Source organism: Burkholderia sp. AU39826 (assembly GCF_020419965.1).
Classification (GTDB): domain Bacteria; phylum Pseudomonadota; class Gammaproteobacteria; order Burkholderiales; family Burkholderiaceae; genus Burkholderia; species Burkholderia semiarida.
Genome location: NZ_JAIZQG010000007.1, coordinates 153187 through 170899 on the forward strand (window position 1 = coordinate 153187; position 17713 = coordinate 170899).

At 69.9% G+C, this 17713-nt stretch carries 16 protein-coding genes and 1 riboswitch; of the genes, 11 read left to right on the forward strand and 5 right to left on the reverse strand.

The window, feature by feature from the left end; genetic code table 11:
- Positions 1-4 precede the first annotated feature (4 nt).
- A complete protein-coding gene (locus tag LGM42_RS15900; protein WP_060313131.1) occupies positions 5-256 on the forward strand; it encodes a formate dehydrogenase subunit delta in 252 nt (83 codons plus the stop codon).
- Between the two features lie 8 nt (positions 257-264).
- Here LGM42_RS15900 and LGM42_RS15905 read toward each other — a convergent pair whose 3' ends face one another.
- Complete coding sequence (locus LGM42_RS15905; protein WP_226232641.1) at positions 265-1911, reverse strand: FAD-dependent monooxygenase; 1647 nt, start codon at positions 1909-1911, stop codon at positions 265-267.
- Positions 1912-2041: 130 nt separating this feature from the next.
- On the opposite strand from LGM42_RS15905, the gene LGM42_RS15910 reads away from it, so the two are divergent.
- Positions 2042-3877: a tetratricopeptide repeat protein gene (locus tag LGM42_RS15910; protein WP_413227417.1), complete on the forward strand. Its 1836-nt coding sequence runs from the start codon at positions 2042-2044 to the stop codon at positions 3875-3877.
- Positions 3878-3959: 82 nt separating this feature from the next.
- Here LGM42_RS15910 and LGM42_RS15915 read toward each other — a convergent pair whose 3' ends face one another.
- Positions 3960-5255: an MFS transporter gene (locus LGM42_RS15915; protein ID WP_226232643.1), complete on the reverse strand. Its 1296-nt coding sequence runs from the start codon at positions 5253-5255 to the stop codon at positions 3960-3962.
- A 291-nt stretch (positions 5256-5546) separates the two neighbouring features.
- Between LGM42_RS15915 and LGM42_RS15920 the strand changes: the two genes are divergently transcribed.
- Positions 5547-6563: a hypothetical protein gene (locus tag LGM42_RS15920; protein WP_319001454.1), complete on the forward strand. Its 1017-nt coding sequence runs from the start codon at positions 5547-5549 to the stop codon at positions 6561-6563.
- Between the two features lie 78 nt (positions 6564-6641).
- Here LGM42_RS15920 and LGM42_RS15925 read toward each other — a convergent pair whose 3' ends face one another.
- Both LGM42_RS15925 and LGM42_RS15930 read right to left on the reverse strand, forming a co-directional pair.
- Entirely contained in the window at positions 6642-7340 is a 699-nt protein-coding gene (locus LGM42_RS15925) for a DUF2968 domain-containing protein (protein WP_060313122.1), read from the reverse strand.
- A 115-nt stretch (positions 7341-7455) separates the two neighbouring features.
- The gene (locus LGM42_RS15930) at positions 7456-8637 is read right to left on the reverse strand and encodes a gamma-glutamyl-gamma-aminobutyrate hydrolase family protein (protein WP_089464619.1); all 1182 of its coding nucleotides are present in this window, start codon (positions 8635-8637) and stop codon (positions 7456-7458) included.
- 287 nt (positions 8638-8924) lie between these two features.
- On the opposite strand from LGM42_RS15930, the gene LGM42_RS15935 reads away from it, so the two are divergent.
- From LGM42_RS15935 to LGM42_RS15970, 8 genes are all read left to right on the forward strand, one after another.
- Complete coding sequence (locus tag LGM42_RS15935; RefSeq protein ID WP_059574086.1) at positions 8925-9605, forward strand: GntR family transcriptional regulator; 681 nt, start codon at positions 8925-8927, stop codon at positions 9603-9605.
- Between the two features lie 6 nt (positions 9606-9611).
- Positions 9612-10988 carry an amidase gene (locus tag LGM42_RS15940; RefSeq protein WP_226232644.1) on the forward strand — a complete coding sequence of 459 codons (1377 nt, stop codon included), beginning with the start codon at positions 9612-9614 and terminating at the stop codon, positions 10986-10988.
- Between the two features lie 158 nt (positions 10989-11146).
- On the forward strand, positions 11147-11659 hold the full coding sequence (locus LGM42_RS15945; protein ID WP_060313112.1) for a disulfide bond formation protein B: 513 nt from the start codon (positions 11147-11149) through the stop codon (positions 11657-11659).
- A gap of 619 nt (positions 11660-12278) precedes the next feature.
- Positions 12279-13283: a xanthine dehydrogenase accessory protein XdhC gene (xdhC, locus tag LGM42_RS15950; protein WP_226232645.1), complete on the forward strand. Its 1005-nt coding sequence runs from the start codon at positions 12279-12281 to the stop codon at positions 13281-13283.
- An 18-nt stretch (positions 13284-13301) separates the two neighbouring features.
- Positions 13302-14327, forward strand: coding sequence for an adenosine deaminase (locus tag LGM42_RS15955; RefSeq protein WP_060313105.1), 1026 nt, complete (start codon positions 13302-13304; stop codon positions 14325-14327).
- A 27-nt stretch (positions 14328-14354) separates the two neighbouring features.
- Entirely contained in the window at positions 14355-14678 is a 324-nt protein-coding gene (locus LGM42_RS15960; protein WP_226232646.1) for a hypothetical protein, read from the forward strand.
- Positions 14679-14694: 16 nt separating this feature from the next.
- The gene (gene guaD, locus LGM42_RS15965; protein WP_060313104.1) at positions 14695-16014 is read left to right on the forward strand and encodes a guanine deaminase; all 1320 of its coding nucleotides are present in this window, start codon (positions 14695-14697) and stop codon (positions 16012-16014) included.
- Between the two features lie 134 nt (positions 16015-16148).
- Positions 16149-16286: riboswitch (yybP-ykoY riboswitch) on the forward strand.
- A 78-nt stretch (positions 16287-16364) separates the two neighbouring features.
- On the forward strand, positions 16365-16937 hold the full coding sequence (locus LGM42_RS15970; RefSeq protein WP_059574092.1) for a TMEM165/GDT1 family protein: 573 nt from the start codon (positions 16365-16367) through the stop codon (positions 16935-16937).
- Positions 16938-16987: 50 nt separating this feature from the next.
- Here LGM42_RS15970 and LGM42_RS15975 read toward each other — a convergent pair whose 3' ends face one another.
- On the reverse strand, positions 16988-17698 hold the full coding sequence (locus LGM42_RS15975; protein WP_226232647.1) for a DUF4136 domain-containing protein: 711 nt from the start codon (positions 17696-17698) through the stop codon (positions 16988-16990).
- Positions 17699-17713: the final 15 nt, after the last annotated feature.

The following is a 17713-nucleotide window of genomic DNA, read 5'->3' on the forward strand; positions in this document are numbered from 1 at the left end:
AGCAATGGACAACGAACACCTGATCGACATGGCCAACCAGATCGGCGCATTCTTCGAATCGATGCCCGATCGCGACGAAGCGCTGGCCGGCATCGCCGAGCATATCCGGCGCTTCTGGGAGCCGCGCATGCGCCGAGCGCTGCTCGCCGCGCTCGACGATCCGTCGAACGCGGCCGGGCAACGCGCGACGCCGATCGTGCGCGACGCGATCGCCGCGCACCGCGCGTCGCTCGTCCCTGCCGCGGCGCCCGCCTGACCGCGCGGCTACGCGGACACCGACATGCCCGCGAACCAGTTTTCGCAATGGCGCAGCAGCGCATTGGCGTCGGTCGCCGTGCGCCCGCGCGCGGCAACATAGCCGTCCGGCCGCAGCAGATAGAACGACGGCCGCGAGCGGCCGTATTCCTGCGCGAGCCCCGCCGCCCCGTCGCCTTCGGCATCGGCGACACGCCACACGCGCACCGCTTCCGGCATGATGCGCTCGAGCCCCTGCACGAGCCCCCGCGCATCGGCCGGGATCGGCGGCACCTCGCCGGCGTCGGTGTCCACCGGCTCCTCCAGCAGCAACAGCGTGAAGCTCGCCGGATCGTGAAGATCGTATAGCCGCGCCGTGCCGGGCGCACGACCGAGCGGCCCGTCGAGCACGTGCACGAGCGCATCGGGCGCGCGCTCGCCCGCGCGCGGGCCGCCGTCGAGCACGCGCTCGAGCGTGAGCGGACTCTTCCGGTACTGCACGCCGAGCTCGCTCACCGTGCGCCGCAGCGCGTCGCGCATCGGCCCGAACGACACCAGCAGCGGCACGACGTGATCGCGCAGCAGCTTCATCGCGCCGCGCTCGGCTTCGACGACCTGCGTGACGAAACCGGTCTGCCGCAGCACGTCGCGCTCGATCGGATGGCGCTCCGCGTGATACGTGTCGAGCAACCGCTCGGGTGCGCCTGCGCCAAGGACGCGCGCGAGCTTCCAGCCCAGGTTGAACGCCTCCTGGATGCCGGTGTTCATGCCCTGCGCGCCGGCCGGGCTGTGGACGTGCGCGGCGTCGCCCGCGAAGAACACGCGGCCATGACGCAGCCGGTCGACCATCCGGCTGTGCAGGTGGAAATAGGACGACCACGCGAGATCGCTCGGCGAGATCGAGGCGCCGACGCGCGCGCGGATGATCGCGTCGCATTCCTCGAGCGACGGCGCCGGCGCGCCGGGCGACGCGTCGCTGCCGGGCGGCCGGTCCGCGACGAGCCGGTAACGGCCGCTTCCCATCGGAAACAGCCCCGCGATACCTTCGGGCGTCGTGAACAGGCGGATCTCTTCGTCCGGCCAGTCGGGTATCGCCGCGAAATCGGCCAGCAGGAAAGTCTGTTCGAATGCATGCCCGGCGAAGCCCAGGCCGAGCAGATGCCTGACCGTGCTGTGCGCGCCGTCGGCCGCGATCAGGTACGACGGCGCGAACGACTCGTCGCGACCATCTGCGCGGCGCAGCGTCACGTCGAGCGACGTGCCGCCCGCGTCGCACGCGGTCAGCGCGGTACCGCGTTCGACGGTCACGCCCATCCCGGCGAGATGCTCGGCGAGCAGCCGCTCGGTGATGCTCTGGTCGAGAAACATCAGATACGGATAGCGCGTTTGCAGCGGATCGAAATCGAGCCGCGCGATCACGCGGCCGTCGGCATGCAGCTCGGCCGCATGCGCGCGATGGCCGAGCGCGAGAAACGGTTCGACCGCGCGATGCTGCTCCAGCAGCTCGAGCGTGCGCGCCTGAATGCCGATCGCGCGCGAAAACGGCGCGGGCGCGGCCAGGCGATCGATGATGCGCACCGGCACGCGGGCCCGCGCCAGGCTCATCGCCGCGGCAAGGCCGGTCGGCCCCGCGCCGACGATCAGCACGGGTGGGATATCGGACAGTGTGTCAGCCATGGAAACCTCGATGACACGCGACTCTGCAAGTCTACGCCGCTCCGCGTGACGGGGCCATATGCCGACCGGCCGATACGCGGCCCTACCGCGCGGTGTGGGAAAATACGCGCTTTCCGCCAGTTTTCGCGTCATGGATTCCGCATTCGACCGGGCGTACGCCGCACACCGCGCGGGCCGCCTCGCCGAGGCCGAGCACGGCTATCGCCACGCGCTCGCCTCCAACCCCGCCGACGCCGACGCGCTGCACCTGTTCGGCGTGCTGCGGCACCAGCAGGGCCAGCACGCCGAGGCCGCCGATCTCGTCGGCCGGGCCGTCGCGCTGCGCCCCAACGATGCCGCACTGCAGCTCAATCTCGGCAACGCGCTGAAAGCGCTCGGCCGGCTCGACGAAGCGATCGACCGCTTTCGCAATGCGCTGACGCTCGCGCCCGAATTTCCGCTCGCACACTACAACCTCGGCAACGCGTATGCGGCGCTGCAGCGTCACGACGATGCGATCGACGCCTTCGGCCGCGCGCTGCGGCTCACGCCGGACGACGCGTCGATCCACAACAATCTCGGCAACGCGCTGAACGCGCTTGGCCGCCACGACGACGCGCTCGCCGCGTTCGGTCGTGCGCTCGAGCTCCGGCCCGGGCATGCGGGCGCGCACAACAATCTCGGGATGGCGCTGAACGCGATGGGGCGCGCCGACGATGCGATCGCGCACTTCCAGGCCGCGATCGCCGTGCAGCCGCGTTTCGTCGCCGCGCATTTCAATCTCGGCAACACGTTCGATGCACTCGGCCGGCATGCCGAGGCGGCGGCCGCGTTCGAAGCCGCGCTCGCACTGCACCCGCCGTTTCCGCTCGCGCTGTTCGGGCTCGCAAACGCGCTCTGCGCGCAGGCGCGCCACCGCGACGCACTGCCCTACTACGAGCGCGCCGTCGGGCTCGATCCGTCGTTCGGGCTCGCGTGGCTGAATCTCGGCAACGCGCATCACGCGCTCGGCGCGCACGAGATGGCGCTGCGCGCATTCGACCAGGCGCTGCGTGTCGCGCCCGATCTCACGCTCGCGCGGCTGCATCGCGCGGTCACGCTGCTGACGCTGCGCGACTTCACGCGCGGCCTGCCCGCCTACGAAGCGCGCCACGAGACGCCCGGCGCGACGCCGCTCGGCGCGCTGCCGCGCTGGCAGGGCGAGCCGATTGCGTCGCGCACGCTGCTGATCCGCGCGGAACAGGGATTCGGCGACACGCTGCAGTTCGTCCGCTTCGTGCCGCTCGCCCGCGCACGCTGCGCGCGCGTCGTACTCGAAGTCCAGCCGGAACTCGTCGCGCTGCTGACACCGGCCGCGTCGCGCTGGCGCGTGACGCTCGTCGCCCAGGGCGCCGCGAAGCCGCCTGCCGCGGATGTCGCGTGCACGCTGATGAGCCTGCCGTTCGTGCTCGGGCTTCAGCCGGAGGACATCGTCGGCGCGCGCTATCTGCACGCGCCCGACGGCGCCCGCCGGCGCTTTCGCGGCTCGCTCGGCGGGCAGTCGAAGCGCAAGTTCGGCCTGGCATGGTCGGGGCGCCGACAGGCACAGGAAAACCGCTCGATGCCGTTCGACGCGCTCGCGCCGCTGCTCGCACTGCCGGACATCGACTGGATCGTGCTGCAGCCCGCGCTCGACGACGACGAGCGGACGCGCATCGACGCGCATCCGCGCATGCATCGTCTCGACGGCCGGCTGAACGACTTCGGCGATACGGCCGCGCTGATCGAACGCCTCGACGGCGTCGTCACGATCGACACGGCGGTCGCGCACCTCGCGGGCGCGCTTGGCAAGCCGCTCTGGGTCATGCTGCCGTTCGCGGCCGACTGGCGCTGGTTCACCGGCGACGATTGCCCGTGGTATCCGCAGGCCAGGATCGCCCGCCAGCCTGCGCCGGGCGCATGGCTCGACGTGGCGGCCACGGTGGCCGACATGCTGCGCGAGGCATGATCGCAAACGAAACAGGGAGCGCATCGCGCTCCCTGTTTCGATGAGATGCGCGGCCCGACGCCGCGCGACATGCGGGTGGCCGTCAGGCCGACTTGTACTGATCGCGCGCGTCGGGTGTGCGGTACAGCACGAGCGTCGCGATCAAGCCGCAGATCGCGGCCACGCTCAACCACAGCCCCGGCGCCGCCTTATTGCCCGTCTCGTGGATCAGCAGCGTCGAGATCGCCGGCGTGAAGCCGCCGATCGTCGTGGCCAGGCTGTACGCGAGCGAGAAGCCGGCCGTGCGCACGTCGGCCGGCATCACTTCGGTCAGCGCGACGACCATCGCCCCGTTGTACGACGCATACAGGAACGACAGCCACAGCTCGACCGCGAGCAGCCGCAGGAACGACGGATCGCCGACGAGCCACAGCACCGCCGGATAAGCCGTCAGCAGCGTCAGCACGGTGAACGCGATCAATACCGGACGGCGGCCGACGCGGTCGGACAGCGCGCCGGACAATGGCAGCCACACGAGGTTCGAGATACCGATGCAAACTGTCACGACGAGCGCATCGAGCGACGACAGGTGCAGCACTTCCTTGCCGAAGGTCGGCGTGTAGGCGGTGATCATGTAGAACGACACCGTCGTCATGATCACCATCCCCATGCCGGCCACCACGATACCCCAGTTGTCGAGCATCGAGCGCATGATCTCGCCCATCGTCGGGAGGTGACGCTTCGCCAGGAATTCGTCGGTTTCCTTCAGCGAGCGGCGGATCAGGAACAGGAACGGCACGATCAGGCAGCCGATCAGGAACGGAATGCGCCAGCCCCACGCGGTCATTTCCTCGACCGGCAGCGCGCGGTTCAGCACGACGCCGACGAACGCGGCGAACACGACGGCCACCTGCTGGCTACCCGACTGCCACGACGTATAGAACCCCTTGTGGCCCTTCGTCGCGATCTCCGACAGATACACCGACACGCCGCCCAGCTCGACGCCCGCCGAGAAGCCCTGCAACAGCCGGCCGAGCAGCACGAGCACCGGCGCGAGCACGCCGATCGTCGCATAGCCGGGTATCGCGGCCACCGTGAGCGTGCCGATCGCCATCAGCCCGAGCGTCAGGATCAACCCCTTGCGGCGGCCGTGATGGTCGATGTATGCGCCGAGCACGATCGCGCCGACCGGCCGCATCAGGAAGCCCGCGCCGAATACCGACAGCGACAGCATCAGCGACGCGAACGCGTTGCCGCTCGGAAAGTACGTTTTCGCGATGGCCGACGCGTAATACCCGTAGACCATGAAGTCGTACATTTCGAGGAAGTTGCCGCTGACGACGCGGAAGACGGTGCGGACTTTCGATTCCTGCGCGATGGCAGGCGATGCTGTGGACATGTTTTCTCGCTAAGCTCGGATGGCGCGAATTCCGCGCCGCATGAAACCGACGATGCGCGGCGCGCAGCGTTGGCACGCGCACACGGGCATCGCTGCCCGCCGGCGGCGCGGCGCGTAACGGCGCGCCGCCAGCAAGATTCGCGCATCATGCCACGTCAAGCCGACATTTGCCTTGTGGTGCCCCATCACGGCCGTCACGGCGTCCGCCTCGTACAAGTCGCCCCGAAACGGGCACAAGAATCAGATCGATCTGATCGACCGACCCGCGCCGGCTGACGACAATGGCAAGATTTGCGACGACGTTTCCGCGCCGCGTCGGCACGGGCCTGTGTCGCACGGCGTACCGCTCTCATGACCCCATCGCCCCTCGTTCCGGTCGAAGGCGCGCTCGCCCGCCCTCGCGCCACTCCGCTCGATCACGTCCCGCCGTTCGGCCGCGAATGGCGGTTCCTCGGTGCGTCCGGCGCACGGCCCGGCAGCCACTGCCTCGCGACACTGACGACATCCTGCATCGATATCGACCGGCCGCACAGCGCGTGCCGCTGGCAGCCGCTGCCGGTGGCGGCGGCACTGCCCGCTTCGGCCGGATTGCCCGTCACGCCGGCGGCTGGCGCCGGTCGGTACTTGCGCCGTTCCGTGCGCCCGCCTCGCGATCGGCGCGCGCGATACGCCGTCTGCTGGAGCATCGGCGCGCTCGGCATCATCGCCTGGCTGATCGGCGCGCACGAGCCACCTGCAGATTCCGTTCCCGCATACGCGATTCAAGCCGCCGGCGGCGCACCCGCTCACATCGCGACATCGACCGACACCACGCATGTCGCCGCGGCTGCACCGGTCACGTCGACGAACGCCATGCCGCAACCCAAGGTAGCGACGGCTGGCGCGCATACGATGGTCTCGCCGCCAGCCACGCACCGTGTCGCGCGCGGCCCCGCATCGCTTCACCCGCAAGCAACGCCCGACGTGCGGCATGCCGCTCCTGCCTCGCCACGTCCGGCAGCCGGCCAGCGCACGACGGAAGCGCCGCCCCGCACACCGGCCGTGCCACGGCTGGCTGCGCATCCGCCGATTCAGCACGACGCCACCAACGCCGGCACGCGCGTTCGGCGCGCCACACCGCCGCACGAGGCAGACACGCGTGTCACGCGCGACGCGCTCGACGATCCTGCCACGTTGATCGCCATGGCGAACGCGCTGCGCGCCACGCAGCCGGCCGGCCCCACGCACCCGCGCGCGGCCGGTTTCGACTGGACGTCGCAACTGTCGCACCGCCGCGTGACCGACGTGCCGGACGCGTTCGCGCATTGATGCCCGCGCAATAAAAAACCCGGCGAAGATCGCTTCGCCGGGTTTTCGCTTGTCTCGCTCCGTCCGCTCGACGGATCGTTATTTGTGCACGGGCAACCCCGTCTCGGTCTGCTTCTCGAGTTGCCGCACCTGCTCCTGCAGATCGCGCAACTGCAGCTGCGCCGCCCGCTTCTCGACCTGCAGCGCCTGCGCCTGCTCCTGCGCCGACTTCTGCCGTTGCGCGACTTCGGCCTGCTGGCTGCGCGCGACGCTCAGGTCGGCCTGCAGTTGCTGCGCACGATTCGCCTGCAGCGCGATCACGCGTTCGAGAAATGCCTTCTGCGCCTGCAGCTCGGTCCGGCGGATCTCGATATCGGCGAGTTGCACCGTTTGCTGGACGAAGTTCGCATACACCATCTCCGCGCGATTCTTGTCCTGCGAACGGATCACGCGCCACAGATTCTTGTCCTGGAACAGCGCGACGTAATACGTCATCTCGCGCGGATCGAACATCAGGCTCGCGCCGTAGCTGCCGTTGTACGTCGTACGCATCTCGACGATCCGGCCGTCGTGCAGCATCTGCGTCAGCTCGGCAACGTTGCCTTGCGCGGCGACGTCCGTCGCGGCCGCGGCCGATGCCGCGGGCGACGCGCCGCCGCTCAGGCTCGTGACCGCCGGACGCGTACCGGCAGCGGGGGCGGTCGCGTCGGCGGACCAGGCCGCGCCCGCTTGCGCGCAGGCAGCCAGTGCAACGATCCACGTTGCGCATCGTGCAGGGGAAAAGTTTCGGAAAGCCAACGTCAGACTCCGGCGAACGAATCGGAACTCGCGATTATCGTTCAAAACGAAACGGCCGCATCTCGAATTTATCGGGATGCGGCCGGCCTGAGTTCAACACGAAAAATACGGCGGGCTACAGGCGCGTTTCGCGCGCCGCGCGCAGAAATGCATCGAGCAGCGGCGTGCAGTCGAGCAGTTCCGAGCCGCCCGCGCGATGGAACTCCGGATGCCACTGCACACCGACGACGAACGGCGAACGCCGATGGCGAATGCCTTCGATGATCCCGTCGCCGGCCGACACGGCTTCGATGTTCAGATCGCGGCCGAGATCGCGGATCGCCTGATGGTGAATCGAGTTGACGATCGCTTCGCTGCGCCCCGGGAACATGCTCGCGAGCGTCGACGTGTCGGGAAAACGGATCGCGTGACGGTGCTGGTCGTAATGCTCGCTCACGTGCGCATGGGCGGTCGGCACGTCGGTGGCGATGTCCTGGTACAGCGAACCGCCGAACGCGACGTTGATCAACTGGCAGCCGCGACACACGCCGAGCACGGGTTTGCCGGACTCGACGAATTCGTGCAGCAGCTCGAGCTCGTACATGTCGCGCACGCGATCGCCCGGCCATTCGGGTCGCGCATCCGACGCCGCGTAGGTCTGCGGCGACACGTCGGCGCCGCCTTGCAGCAGCAGGCCGTCGAGATGCTTCGCGTAGTCGCGCAGGCGGATGTTGCTCGGATGGATCATGCCTTGATGGCCGACGGTCGGAATCATGAACACGAGCACGTCGCGCGACATCACCCAGTGGGCGATCGATTCCTCGAGATACTGCAGCGTCTTGCCGCGCAGCCCCTTCGCGCCCGGCTCCGGATGGAAGATCCGCGCCGACACGCCGATGCGCAGCGTGCGCTGCGTGATGCGCTGGCCGGCGCGGTCGAACAGCCGCCGCGCGCGCGCCGCGACGATCCGGCCGAATACCGACCACGGGGTATCGCTCTGCTTCAGGTAGGCCGGCGGCGCATTCTGCGCGTTCGCGGGCGGCGGCCGCGGCGTGTCGAAATCGGGCTGCGCGCCGAAGCCGGGTGGCGGCGCACCCGGCTTCGGCGGCGCGGCCGTGGCGGCGCCGTCCCCGATCGCGCCCGCGGCACCGGGTGCACCGGGCTCGGATGCGGCCGTCACGGGCGACGCGCCGTCGTCGGCGGCGTTCTGCACGGCGGCCTGCGCATCGTGCGTTTTCGCCGGATCGGGACGCGGGGAATCGGAAGAAGCGGAAAAGGTGCCGGGCAGACCGGCCGGGGAAGGCGTGTTTTCGCTCATGACGATGGTCTGGTACGTCGCTCACGCGTAGGAATAGACGAGGATTCATTATGCTTCAGTGCACGATCACGCGGCAAACCTGCAACATCCTGTCGATATTGTTGCAAGTCGGTGGCAGGGCCGCCGCGGCGGCATGCGGCCCCGTTCGCGCACCCGGCCCCCGCTGCCCGTGCCGCTCCTGGGCTGGACACCTGTGATATATCACAATAATATCCAGAGATCGCCCACGCTTCCCGAGCCCGCCGCGTCATGATCGCGCGCCTTCCGGCCCCGGTGCCGAACCCCATATGAGCACCCTGACCGACGTCACCCGCGACCGCCCCGCCGCGTCGCCGGCGAGTCTCGCCGACCGCGCGTACGCACTGATCCAGCGCGACATCGTCACGATGCGCCTGAAACCGGGCGCCGCGCTCAACGAAGCCGAACTCGTCGCACGGACGGGAATCGGCCGCACACCGGTGCACCAGGCCGTGCATCGGCTCGTGCTCGAGGGGCTGCTGTCGGTGATGCCGCGCAAGGGCCTGATGGTGCAGCCGCTGTCGCTCGACGACATCGTCGCGGTCATCGACGTGCGGCGCATCAACGAAGCGCACTGCGTCGAACTCGCCGCGCGCCATGCGACGCCCGACGATCTCGCGCGCCTGGCCGCGCTGCTCGACGACGGGCAGGCCTGCGTCGACGCACACGACGTCGAGGGCATGATGGAGCTCGACCGCGCGTTTCATCAGACGATCGCCGCGGCCGCACGCAACGCGGTGCTGGCCGACATCCTGCGCGCGCTGCACGAGCGCTCGCTGCGCTTCTGGTTCGTCACGCTGTCCGAACCGCACCATCTCGCCGACGTCCAGCACGAGCACCGCGCGCTGTTCGACCGGCTGTCCGCACGCGACGCCGCCGGCGCGCGCGCAGCCGTCGAAAGCCATATCGATTCGTTCCGCTCCACGCTTGTTCAACATCTTCGCCCCTGAGCCGCCATGACCACTTTCACGCCGTTCCCCCCGCTCGCCCAGCTCGCCGCCGACCTCGCCGCCGGCCGGACCACGAGCCGCGCGCTCGTCGACACCGCGCTCGACCGGATCGCCGATTCGTCGGGCCAGGGCGCCGTCGTCTTCACCGAAGTCGATGCCGACAACGCACGCGCGGCCGCCGACGCGCACGACCGGCTGCGCGCCGCGGGCACCGTGCTGTCGCCGCTCGCGGGCATCCCCGTGTCGGTCAAGGACCTGTTCGACGTCGCGGGCCAGGTCACGCGCGCGGGATCCCGCGTGCTCGACGGCGCGCCGGCCGCGCGCACCGATGCGGTCGCCGTCGCGCGGCTCAGGCGCGCGGGCGCGGTGCTGGTCGGCCGCACCAACATGAGCGAGTTCGCGTTCTCGGGGCTCGGGCTGAATCCGCACTTCGGCAACCCGCGCTCGCCGTACCGCCGCGACGTGCCGGGCGATGCGCGGATTTCGGGCGGCTCGTCGTCGGGCGCGGCCGCGTCGGTCGCCGACGGGATGGCCGCCGTCGCGCTCGGCACCGACACCGGCGGCTCGATCCGCATTCCGGCCGCGCTGTGCGGGCTGACGGGCTTCAAGCCGACCGCGAGCCGGATCCCGACGCAAGGCGGCGTGCCGCTGTCGACGACGCTCGATTCGTTCGGGCCGATCGGGCTGACGGTCGCGTGCTGCGCGCTCGTCGACCGGATGCTCGCGGGGCTCGAGCCGCACGTGCCGGCCGCCCGGCCCCTCGAAGGCGTACGGCTCGGCGTGCTGACGAACTACGTGACGGACGGCGTCGATGCCGACGTCGCGGCCGCGCTCGACACCGCGCTCAAGCATCTCGAAGCCGCCGGCGCGATCGTCACCGAAGTGCGCTTTCCCGCGCTCGACCGGCTGCCGGAGATCAACCGTTTCGGCTTCTCGCCGATCGAGGCGTACGCATGGCATCGTCCGCTCCTCGCCAAGCATCGCGACCAGTACGACCCGCGCGTGCTGACGCGGATCCTGAAGGGCGAGCCCGCGAGCGCGGCCGACTATCTCGACCTGCTCGCCGCGCGCGCCGCGATGCTCGACGAAGCCGCGCACACGGTCTGGGCGCGCTTCGATGCGCTCGTCGCGCCGACGGTGCCCGTCGTGCCGCCGCGCATCGCCGACCTCGAAACGGACGACGACGCGTTCACGCGCACCAACGCGCTGATCCTGCGCAACCCGAGCGCGTTCAACTTCCTCGATGCGTGCGGGCTGTCGCTGCCGTGCCACGCGCGCGACGCGGCGCCGGTCGGCCTGATGCTCGCGGCGGCGCCGCATCGCGACGACGCGCTGCTGGCGATCGGCCAATCGGTCGAGGCCGTGCTGAACACGATCCGCTGACCGCGCCAGCCGATCGCAAGCCGATGGCGAGCCGATCGCCGGCGGCCCGCGCGCGGTGCGGCAGGCTGCCGCACGCGCGCTGTCAGTTTCGTGCCAGATCATTCGCGCTAAAATCGCGCGATTGTTTTCCGGACCGACCGACGAGGAACCCCGCCGACATGAACGACTACACGCTTGCACTCCGCCGCGAACGCCATCTGCTGATGCTGCTCGGATGGCTGTGCATCGCCCTGCTGGCCGGCGCGCTGTACCTGCAGTACGTGAAGAACGAAGACCCGTGCCCGCTGTGCATCATCCAGCGCTACTTCTTCTGCGCGATCGGGATCTTCGCGTTCCTGGCCGCCGGGATCCGCAACTGGCGCGGTGTCTGGGTGCTCGAGCTGCTGATCGCGATCGCCGCGGCCGGCGGTGTCGGCACGGCCGCGCGGCACCTGTCGATTCAGATGAATCCGGGCTTCAGTTGCGGCTTCGACACGCTGCAGCCGATCGTCGACAGCCTGCCGCCCGCGCAGTGGTTCCCCGGCATGTTCAAGGTCGCCGGGCTGTGCGAGACCGTCTACCCGCCGATCCTCGGCATCCTGCTGCCCGGCTGGGCGCTGATCGGCTTCGCCTTGATCCTGGTCGCGGTCATCGCGAGCCTCTGGCGCCATCGCCGCAAGCTCGCGGGCTGACCGAGCCCGCGTTGCCGGCCGACAGCATGCGCGGCCGGACCGAATGGGCCGCGCCGCCGGCGAGTCGCCACCGGGCGCCGGCCGATGCGTGCGCCGGCCCCGCCCCGTCGTCGCGCGTAAACACCTACCCCGCCGCCGCGCGGATGTCGGGGCCGGCGGCGCGGCGCGCGATCGCCGCGCCTCGCCCCGTCACACGTGCGTTTCGGCCCGATGCGCATGCATCGGCACCCCGATCCGGCGCGGCGGGCCTATGATCGACATGATCGCCGCCTGATACCCCGGATCACCGCCCGGCCATGTTCCCGCCGCGTGGCGATGCTATCTTCGGGACTGGATGGCGATCTACGTGCGCGAGGCCAGGCGGTCTCACCGCTGCCTGCGTAACGCGCGCCCGATCCGCAATGTCGACTGGATTCATCATGACAACGCAAACCATCCGCATCCATCACCCTCATGGCGTCCGCGCGTCCGGCGGCGCCGTTCGCGCACGCCGCCGGTCCGCGGCCGTCGCACGGCATCGGCCGTGCCGTCGGCCTGCCCCGCTCCCGTCCGTCCTCGCCACCGCGCCCGCCAGCCGGCGCCGCGCATCGTGCCGCGTCGTCCCGAACGGAGCGTGCTGATGGAAGCCTGGCTCGGCGATCTGCAGCAACTGCTCGCGCACGGCGAAGCGGCCGTGCTCGTGACGGTCGCGCACACCGACGGCTCCGCGCCGCGCGAAGCCGGCACCAAGATGCTCGTCACGCGCGACACGGCCCGCCATACGATCGGCGGCGGTCATCTGGAATGGAAGGCGATCGAGATCGCGCGGCACCTGCTGAAGGACGGCGCGCACGTGCCGCACGCACGCCGGCTCGAGCGGCTCGCGCTCGGCCCGAGCCTCGGCCAGTGCTGCGGCGGCGCCGTGGTGCTCGCGTTCGAACGGCTCGACGTCGGCGACCTCGGCTGGATCATGTCGCTCGCCAAGCGCGTCGCGGCCTGCGCCGCGACCGTGCGTAGCGTATCATTCGGCCCCTCGCCGGGCGCGCCGCTGCTGAGCGAGCCCGAATCGGAAGCCGCGCGGGCCGACTGCCTGCTGTGGGAAACCGGCGGCGTGTCGCTGATGACCGAAACGATCGCGCCGTATGCGTTCCCCGTCGTGCTGTTCGGCGCGGGGCACATCGGCACCGCGCTCGTGAAGGTGCTGGCGACGCTGCCGTGCCACGTACGCTGGATCGACGGGGCCGACGCCGCGTTCCCGCCGGCCGACGCGCTCGCCGGCATCGGCAACGTCACGATCGACGCGCCCGCTTCCCCGGCGGACGCGGTCGACGCGGCGCCGCCGCGGTCCTACTTCGTCGTGATGACGCACGACCACGCACTCGATTTCGTGCTGGCCGAGCGCATCCTGCGACGCGGCGACTATGCGTACTTCGGGATGACCGGCTCGCGCACGAAACGCATGCAGTTCGATCACCGGCTCGCGGCGATCGGCATCGACCCGGCCCAGGTCGCGCGGATGCGCTGCCCGATCGGTGTCGAAGGCATCGTCGACAAGGCGCCCGAAGTGATCGCGATCTCGGTGGCCGCGCAGTTGCTGCAGGCCGTCGAGGCGAATGCGGCCGCGCAAGCTTCCCCTACCTACTGACCGACCAAGAACGACGCCATGACCCCGACATTCAAGGACAAGATTGCCCGCGCGCCGAAAGCGGAGCTGCACATCCATATCGAAGGCTCGCTCGAGCCCGAACTGATCTTCGCCCTCGCGCAGCGCAACGGCGTGAAGCTCGCGTACGATTCGATCGATGCGCTGCGCGCCGCGTACGCGTTCACCGACCTGCAGTCGTTCCTCGACATCTACTACGCCGGCGCGAGCGTGCTGCTCACCGAGCAGGATTTCCACGACATGACGGCCGCGTACTGCGAGCGCGCGCTCGCCGACAACGTCGTCCATACCGAGCTGTTCTTCGACCCGCAGACACACACCGAGCGCGGCGTGCCGATCGAGACGGTCGTCGCGGGCATCGAGCGCGCACTCGCCGATGCCGAGCGACGCGGGCTGTCGAGCAAGCTGATCCTGTGCTTTCTGCGCCACCTGTCCGAAGCCGACGCGCTCGCGACGTTCGAATCCGCGCTGCCGCTGTTCGAGCGCTATCGCCATCGGCTGATCGGCGTCGGCCTCGATTCGTCCGAGCTCGGCCATCCGCCGGCGAAGTTCGCGCGCGTGTTCGACAAGGCGCGCGCGCTCGGGCTGAAGCTCGTCGCGCATGCGGGCGAGGAAGGTCCGCCCGCGTACATCTACGAAGCGCTCGACGTGCTGAAGGTCGACCGGATCGACCACGGCGTGCGCAGCATCGAGGATGCGGCGCTCGTCGAGCGTCTCGCGAAAACGCGCACGGCGCTCACCGTCTGCCCGCTGTCGAACCTGAAGCTGTGCGTGTTCGACGACATGACGAAGCACACGCTGAAGGCACTGCTCGACCGCGGCGTCGCGGTGACGATCAACTCCGACGATCCGGCCTATTTCGGCGGCTACGTCAACGAAAACTACTTCGCGACGGCCGAAGGGCTGCAACTGACGGATGCCGAAGTCCGTGCGGTGATCCGCAACGGCTTCGAGGCGTCGTTCATCGAACCGGCGCAGCGCGACGCACTGTACGCGCGCCTCGACGCGTACTGGCAGGCCGCGTGACGGCCCGCATCGAGGCCTGCTAGACAGATGAAACACGGCAACGGCATCCGCTTCGCGTTTCCCCGTTCGGCCTCGCGCCGGGCCGGCCGCCTGCGTGCTCGCGAAGCGACGGCGCGGCGCGTCGTCGCCCGCATGCGCGCTCCGTCGTGGCTTGCCGTACCGTTCGCCGCCGCACCGGTTGCGCGCGCAACGGCCGCGAGGTGCGCGGGCAACCACGCGCTGGCGGCTTCGGCCGCCACGTTCGCCCGCGCCATCGCCGCCGGTCGTGGCGCACGCAGCATGCTGCCGCTCGCGCAGCACCGCGCCGCCCCGTGTGGTGTCGACCGTTTTCTTCTGTTCGCCTTACCTTGATGCAGGACCCTTCGTCATGACGCAAACCGCTTTCCGTTCCCAACTGCTTACCTTCAACGGCGACCCGGCGCAATCGAGCCAGGCCGCGAACTACGAGACCGACGGGCTCCTGATCGTCGACGACGGCAAGGTCGTCGCGGCCGGCCCGTATGCGCCGCTCGCGGCGACGCTCGCGCGCGATGCGGCGGTCCACGACCTGCGCGACAAGCTGATCGTGCCCGGCTTCATCGACACGCACATCCACTATCCGCAGACGGACATGATCGCGTCGCCGGCCCCGGGCCTGTTGCCGTGGCTCGACAAGTACACGTTCCCGACCGAGCGCCGGTTCGGCGACCCCGAGCATGCGCGCGAAGTCGCCGACTTCTTCGTCGACGAACTGCTCGCGTGCGGCACCACGAGCGCGCTCGTCTACTGCTCGGTGCACAAGCAGTCGGCCGACGCACTGTTCGCGGCGAGCGACGCGCGCGACCTGCGGATGATCGCGGGGAAGGTGCTGATGGATCGCAACTGCCCCGAATTCCTGCGCGACACCGCGCAGTCGGGCTACGACGACAGCGCCGAGCTGATCGGCCGCTGGCATGGCAAGGGCCGCCAGATGTACGCGCTCACGCCGCGCTTCGCGCCGACGTCGACCGAGGCGCAGCTCGAGGCGTGCGGCGAACTCGCGCGCCGCCATCCGGACGTATTCGTGCAAAGCCACGTCGCGGAAAACGTCGACGAGGTGAAATGGGCGGCCGAGCTGTTCCCCGGCCACCGCAGCTATCTCGACATTTACGACCGCTACGGGCTGCTGCGTCCGCGCGCGGTGTACGGCCATTGCATCCACCTCGACGACGAGGATCGCCGCCGGATGGCCGAGACGCGCACCGTCGTCGCGCACTGCCCGACGTCGAACTTCTTCCTCGGCAGCGGCCTGTTCGATTTCGACAAGGCCGGCGAATACGACGTGCCCGTCACGCTCGCGACCGACGTCGGCGGCGGTACGTCGTTCTCGATGCTGCAGACGATGAACGAGGCGCACAAGGTCGCGCGGCTGTCGGGCCACCACCTGAGCGCCACGCGGATGTTCTGGCTCGCGACGGCCGGCGCCGCGCGGGCGCTCGACCTCGCCGACACGGTCGGCACGCTCGCGCCGCGCACCGAGGCCGACTTCGTCGTGCTCGATCCGCAGGCGACGCCGCTGCTCGCGCGCCGCACGAAGCGCGCGGATTCGCTCGAGGAGCTGCTGTTCGCGTTCGCGCTGCTCGGCGACGACCGCGCGGTGTACCGTACCTATGCGGCCGGCAAACTCGTGCACGAGCGCGGCGCCGCGCGCGGCCCGGCCGCCGCGTAGCGACCCGCGCCGCGCTCCGGCAGGCGCGGCCGCTTCGCCGCTTCGCCGTGTCGTCATGCCGGCAGTCGAATGCGGTGCGGCGCGCCGCACCGCGGCCCGGCCGCTCTCCGGCGCGCGATGCGCCGTGCTAGAATTCGCCGCTCATTGGGGAGTAGCCGCTCCGCTCGATGTCCCGCGCCCCCGGCGCGCATCGTGACGGAGGCGTCCGTCAACAGACTTGGCCGTTCGGCCATGGCGGGCGCAGCCACGTTGGCCTGGCGAGACCGATGGTTCACTGCGCGCCGCATCAGGGCCCGGCGCGCGGTGGATCGTCGCTCGCTTGCACAACATCGGCCCGTGGAACCCCATACGTGTCTCAAGCCTTCCTGATCTCCACCGGCGCCGTCGCCCTCGCTGAAATCGGCGACAAGACCCAACTGCTTTCCCTCGTTCTGGCCGCGCGCTATCGCAAGCCGGTGCCGATCATTCTCGGCGTACTCGTCGCGACGCTCGTCAACCACGGTTTCGCCGGTGCGTTCGGCGAATGGCTGGGCGTGCTCGTCACGCCGTCGATCATGCGCTGGGCGCTCGCGTTCTCGTTCATCGCGATGGGCTTGTGGATCCTGGTGCCGGACAAGCTCGACGAGGACGAAGCCCATGCGACCCGCTCGCGGCTCGGCGTGTTCGGCGCGACGCTGGTGGCGTTCTTCCTCGCGGAAATGGGCGACAAGACGCAGATCGCGACCGTCGCACTGGCCGCGCGCTTCCAGGATTACATCGGCGTCGTGGCCGGCACGACGTTCGGGATGATGCTCGCCAATGTGCCGGCGATCCTGCTCGGCGACCGCTTCGCGCACAGCCTGCCGACGAAGCTCGTGCACGGGATCGCGGCCGTGCTGTTCGTCGTGCTCGGCGCGCTGGCGCTGTTCGGCATCGGAATCTGAAAGGAATCGGGCCGGCGCGGCCGGGCGGCCGCGCCGACGCGGATGCCGCGCTACTTTGCGCCGGCCGCGCCCGAGGCCGGCGCCGCCGGCACCGCGCGCTCGTTGGCGGCCGGCGCCGCCGGCCCGCCACGCTTGTCGACCGGCAGCCGGACCGTGCGGACCGCACCGTTCGACAACGGGAAATCGGCGAGCGCGCTGCGCGCGAGGAACGGCATCGCGTACAGCAGCGTGCCGTTGTCCCCGGTCGTGCGCGCGGTCACGTTGTAGACCTCCTTGCCCGTCGCGCGCTCGGTGATACGGATGCCGAGCACGTAGTCGAAGACCTGGTACGTCTGCGCGACGTAGCCGGCCGGCATCGGCCCCCAGGGCCCCCACGGGCCCCAGGGGCTCCACGGGCCGCCTCGCCAGTACGGCCCCGGCCCCATGAACCACGGGTCATAGTAGACCGGCTGCGGCACCGTCACGAGATCGCTGCCGACCGAATAGGTCAGCCCGACGAGATAGCGTGCCTGCGACTGCGGCACCTGCCGGAACGCATACGCGGACAACTCGTTCGCGACGATCGGCTCGTAGGTCGACCGCTCGATGCTGTTCTTCTGCGCGTCCGTGCGCGTGAACGCATAGGTGCGGGTCGCGTCGCTGCCGCTCCAGTCGGAGAAGGCCGTGACCCGGGTGGTCACGTAGCTGGTGCAGCCGGTCAGCAGCGCAACGCACAGCACCGCCGCCCAGCCCGCACCGCGAAAAATCCATTCGCGTTTCATGTTGATCCTCGTCGA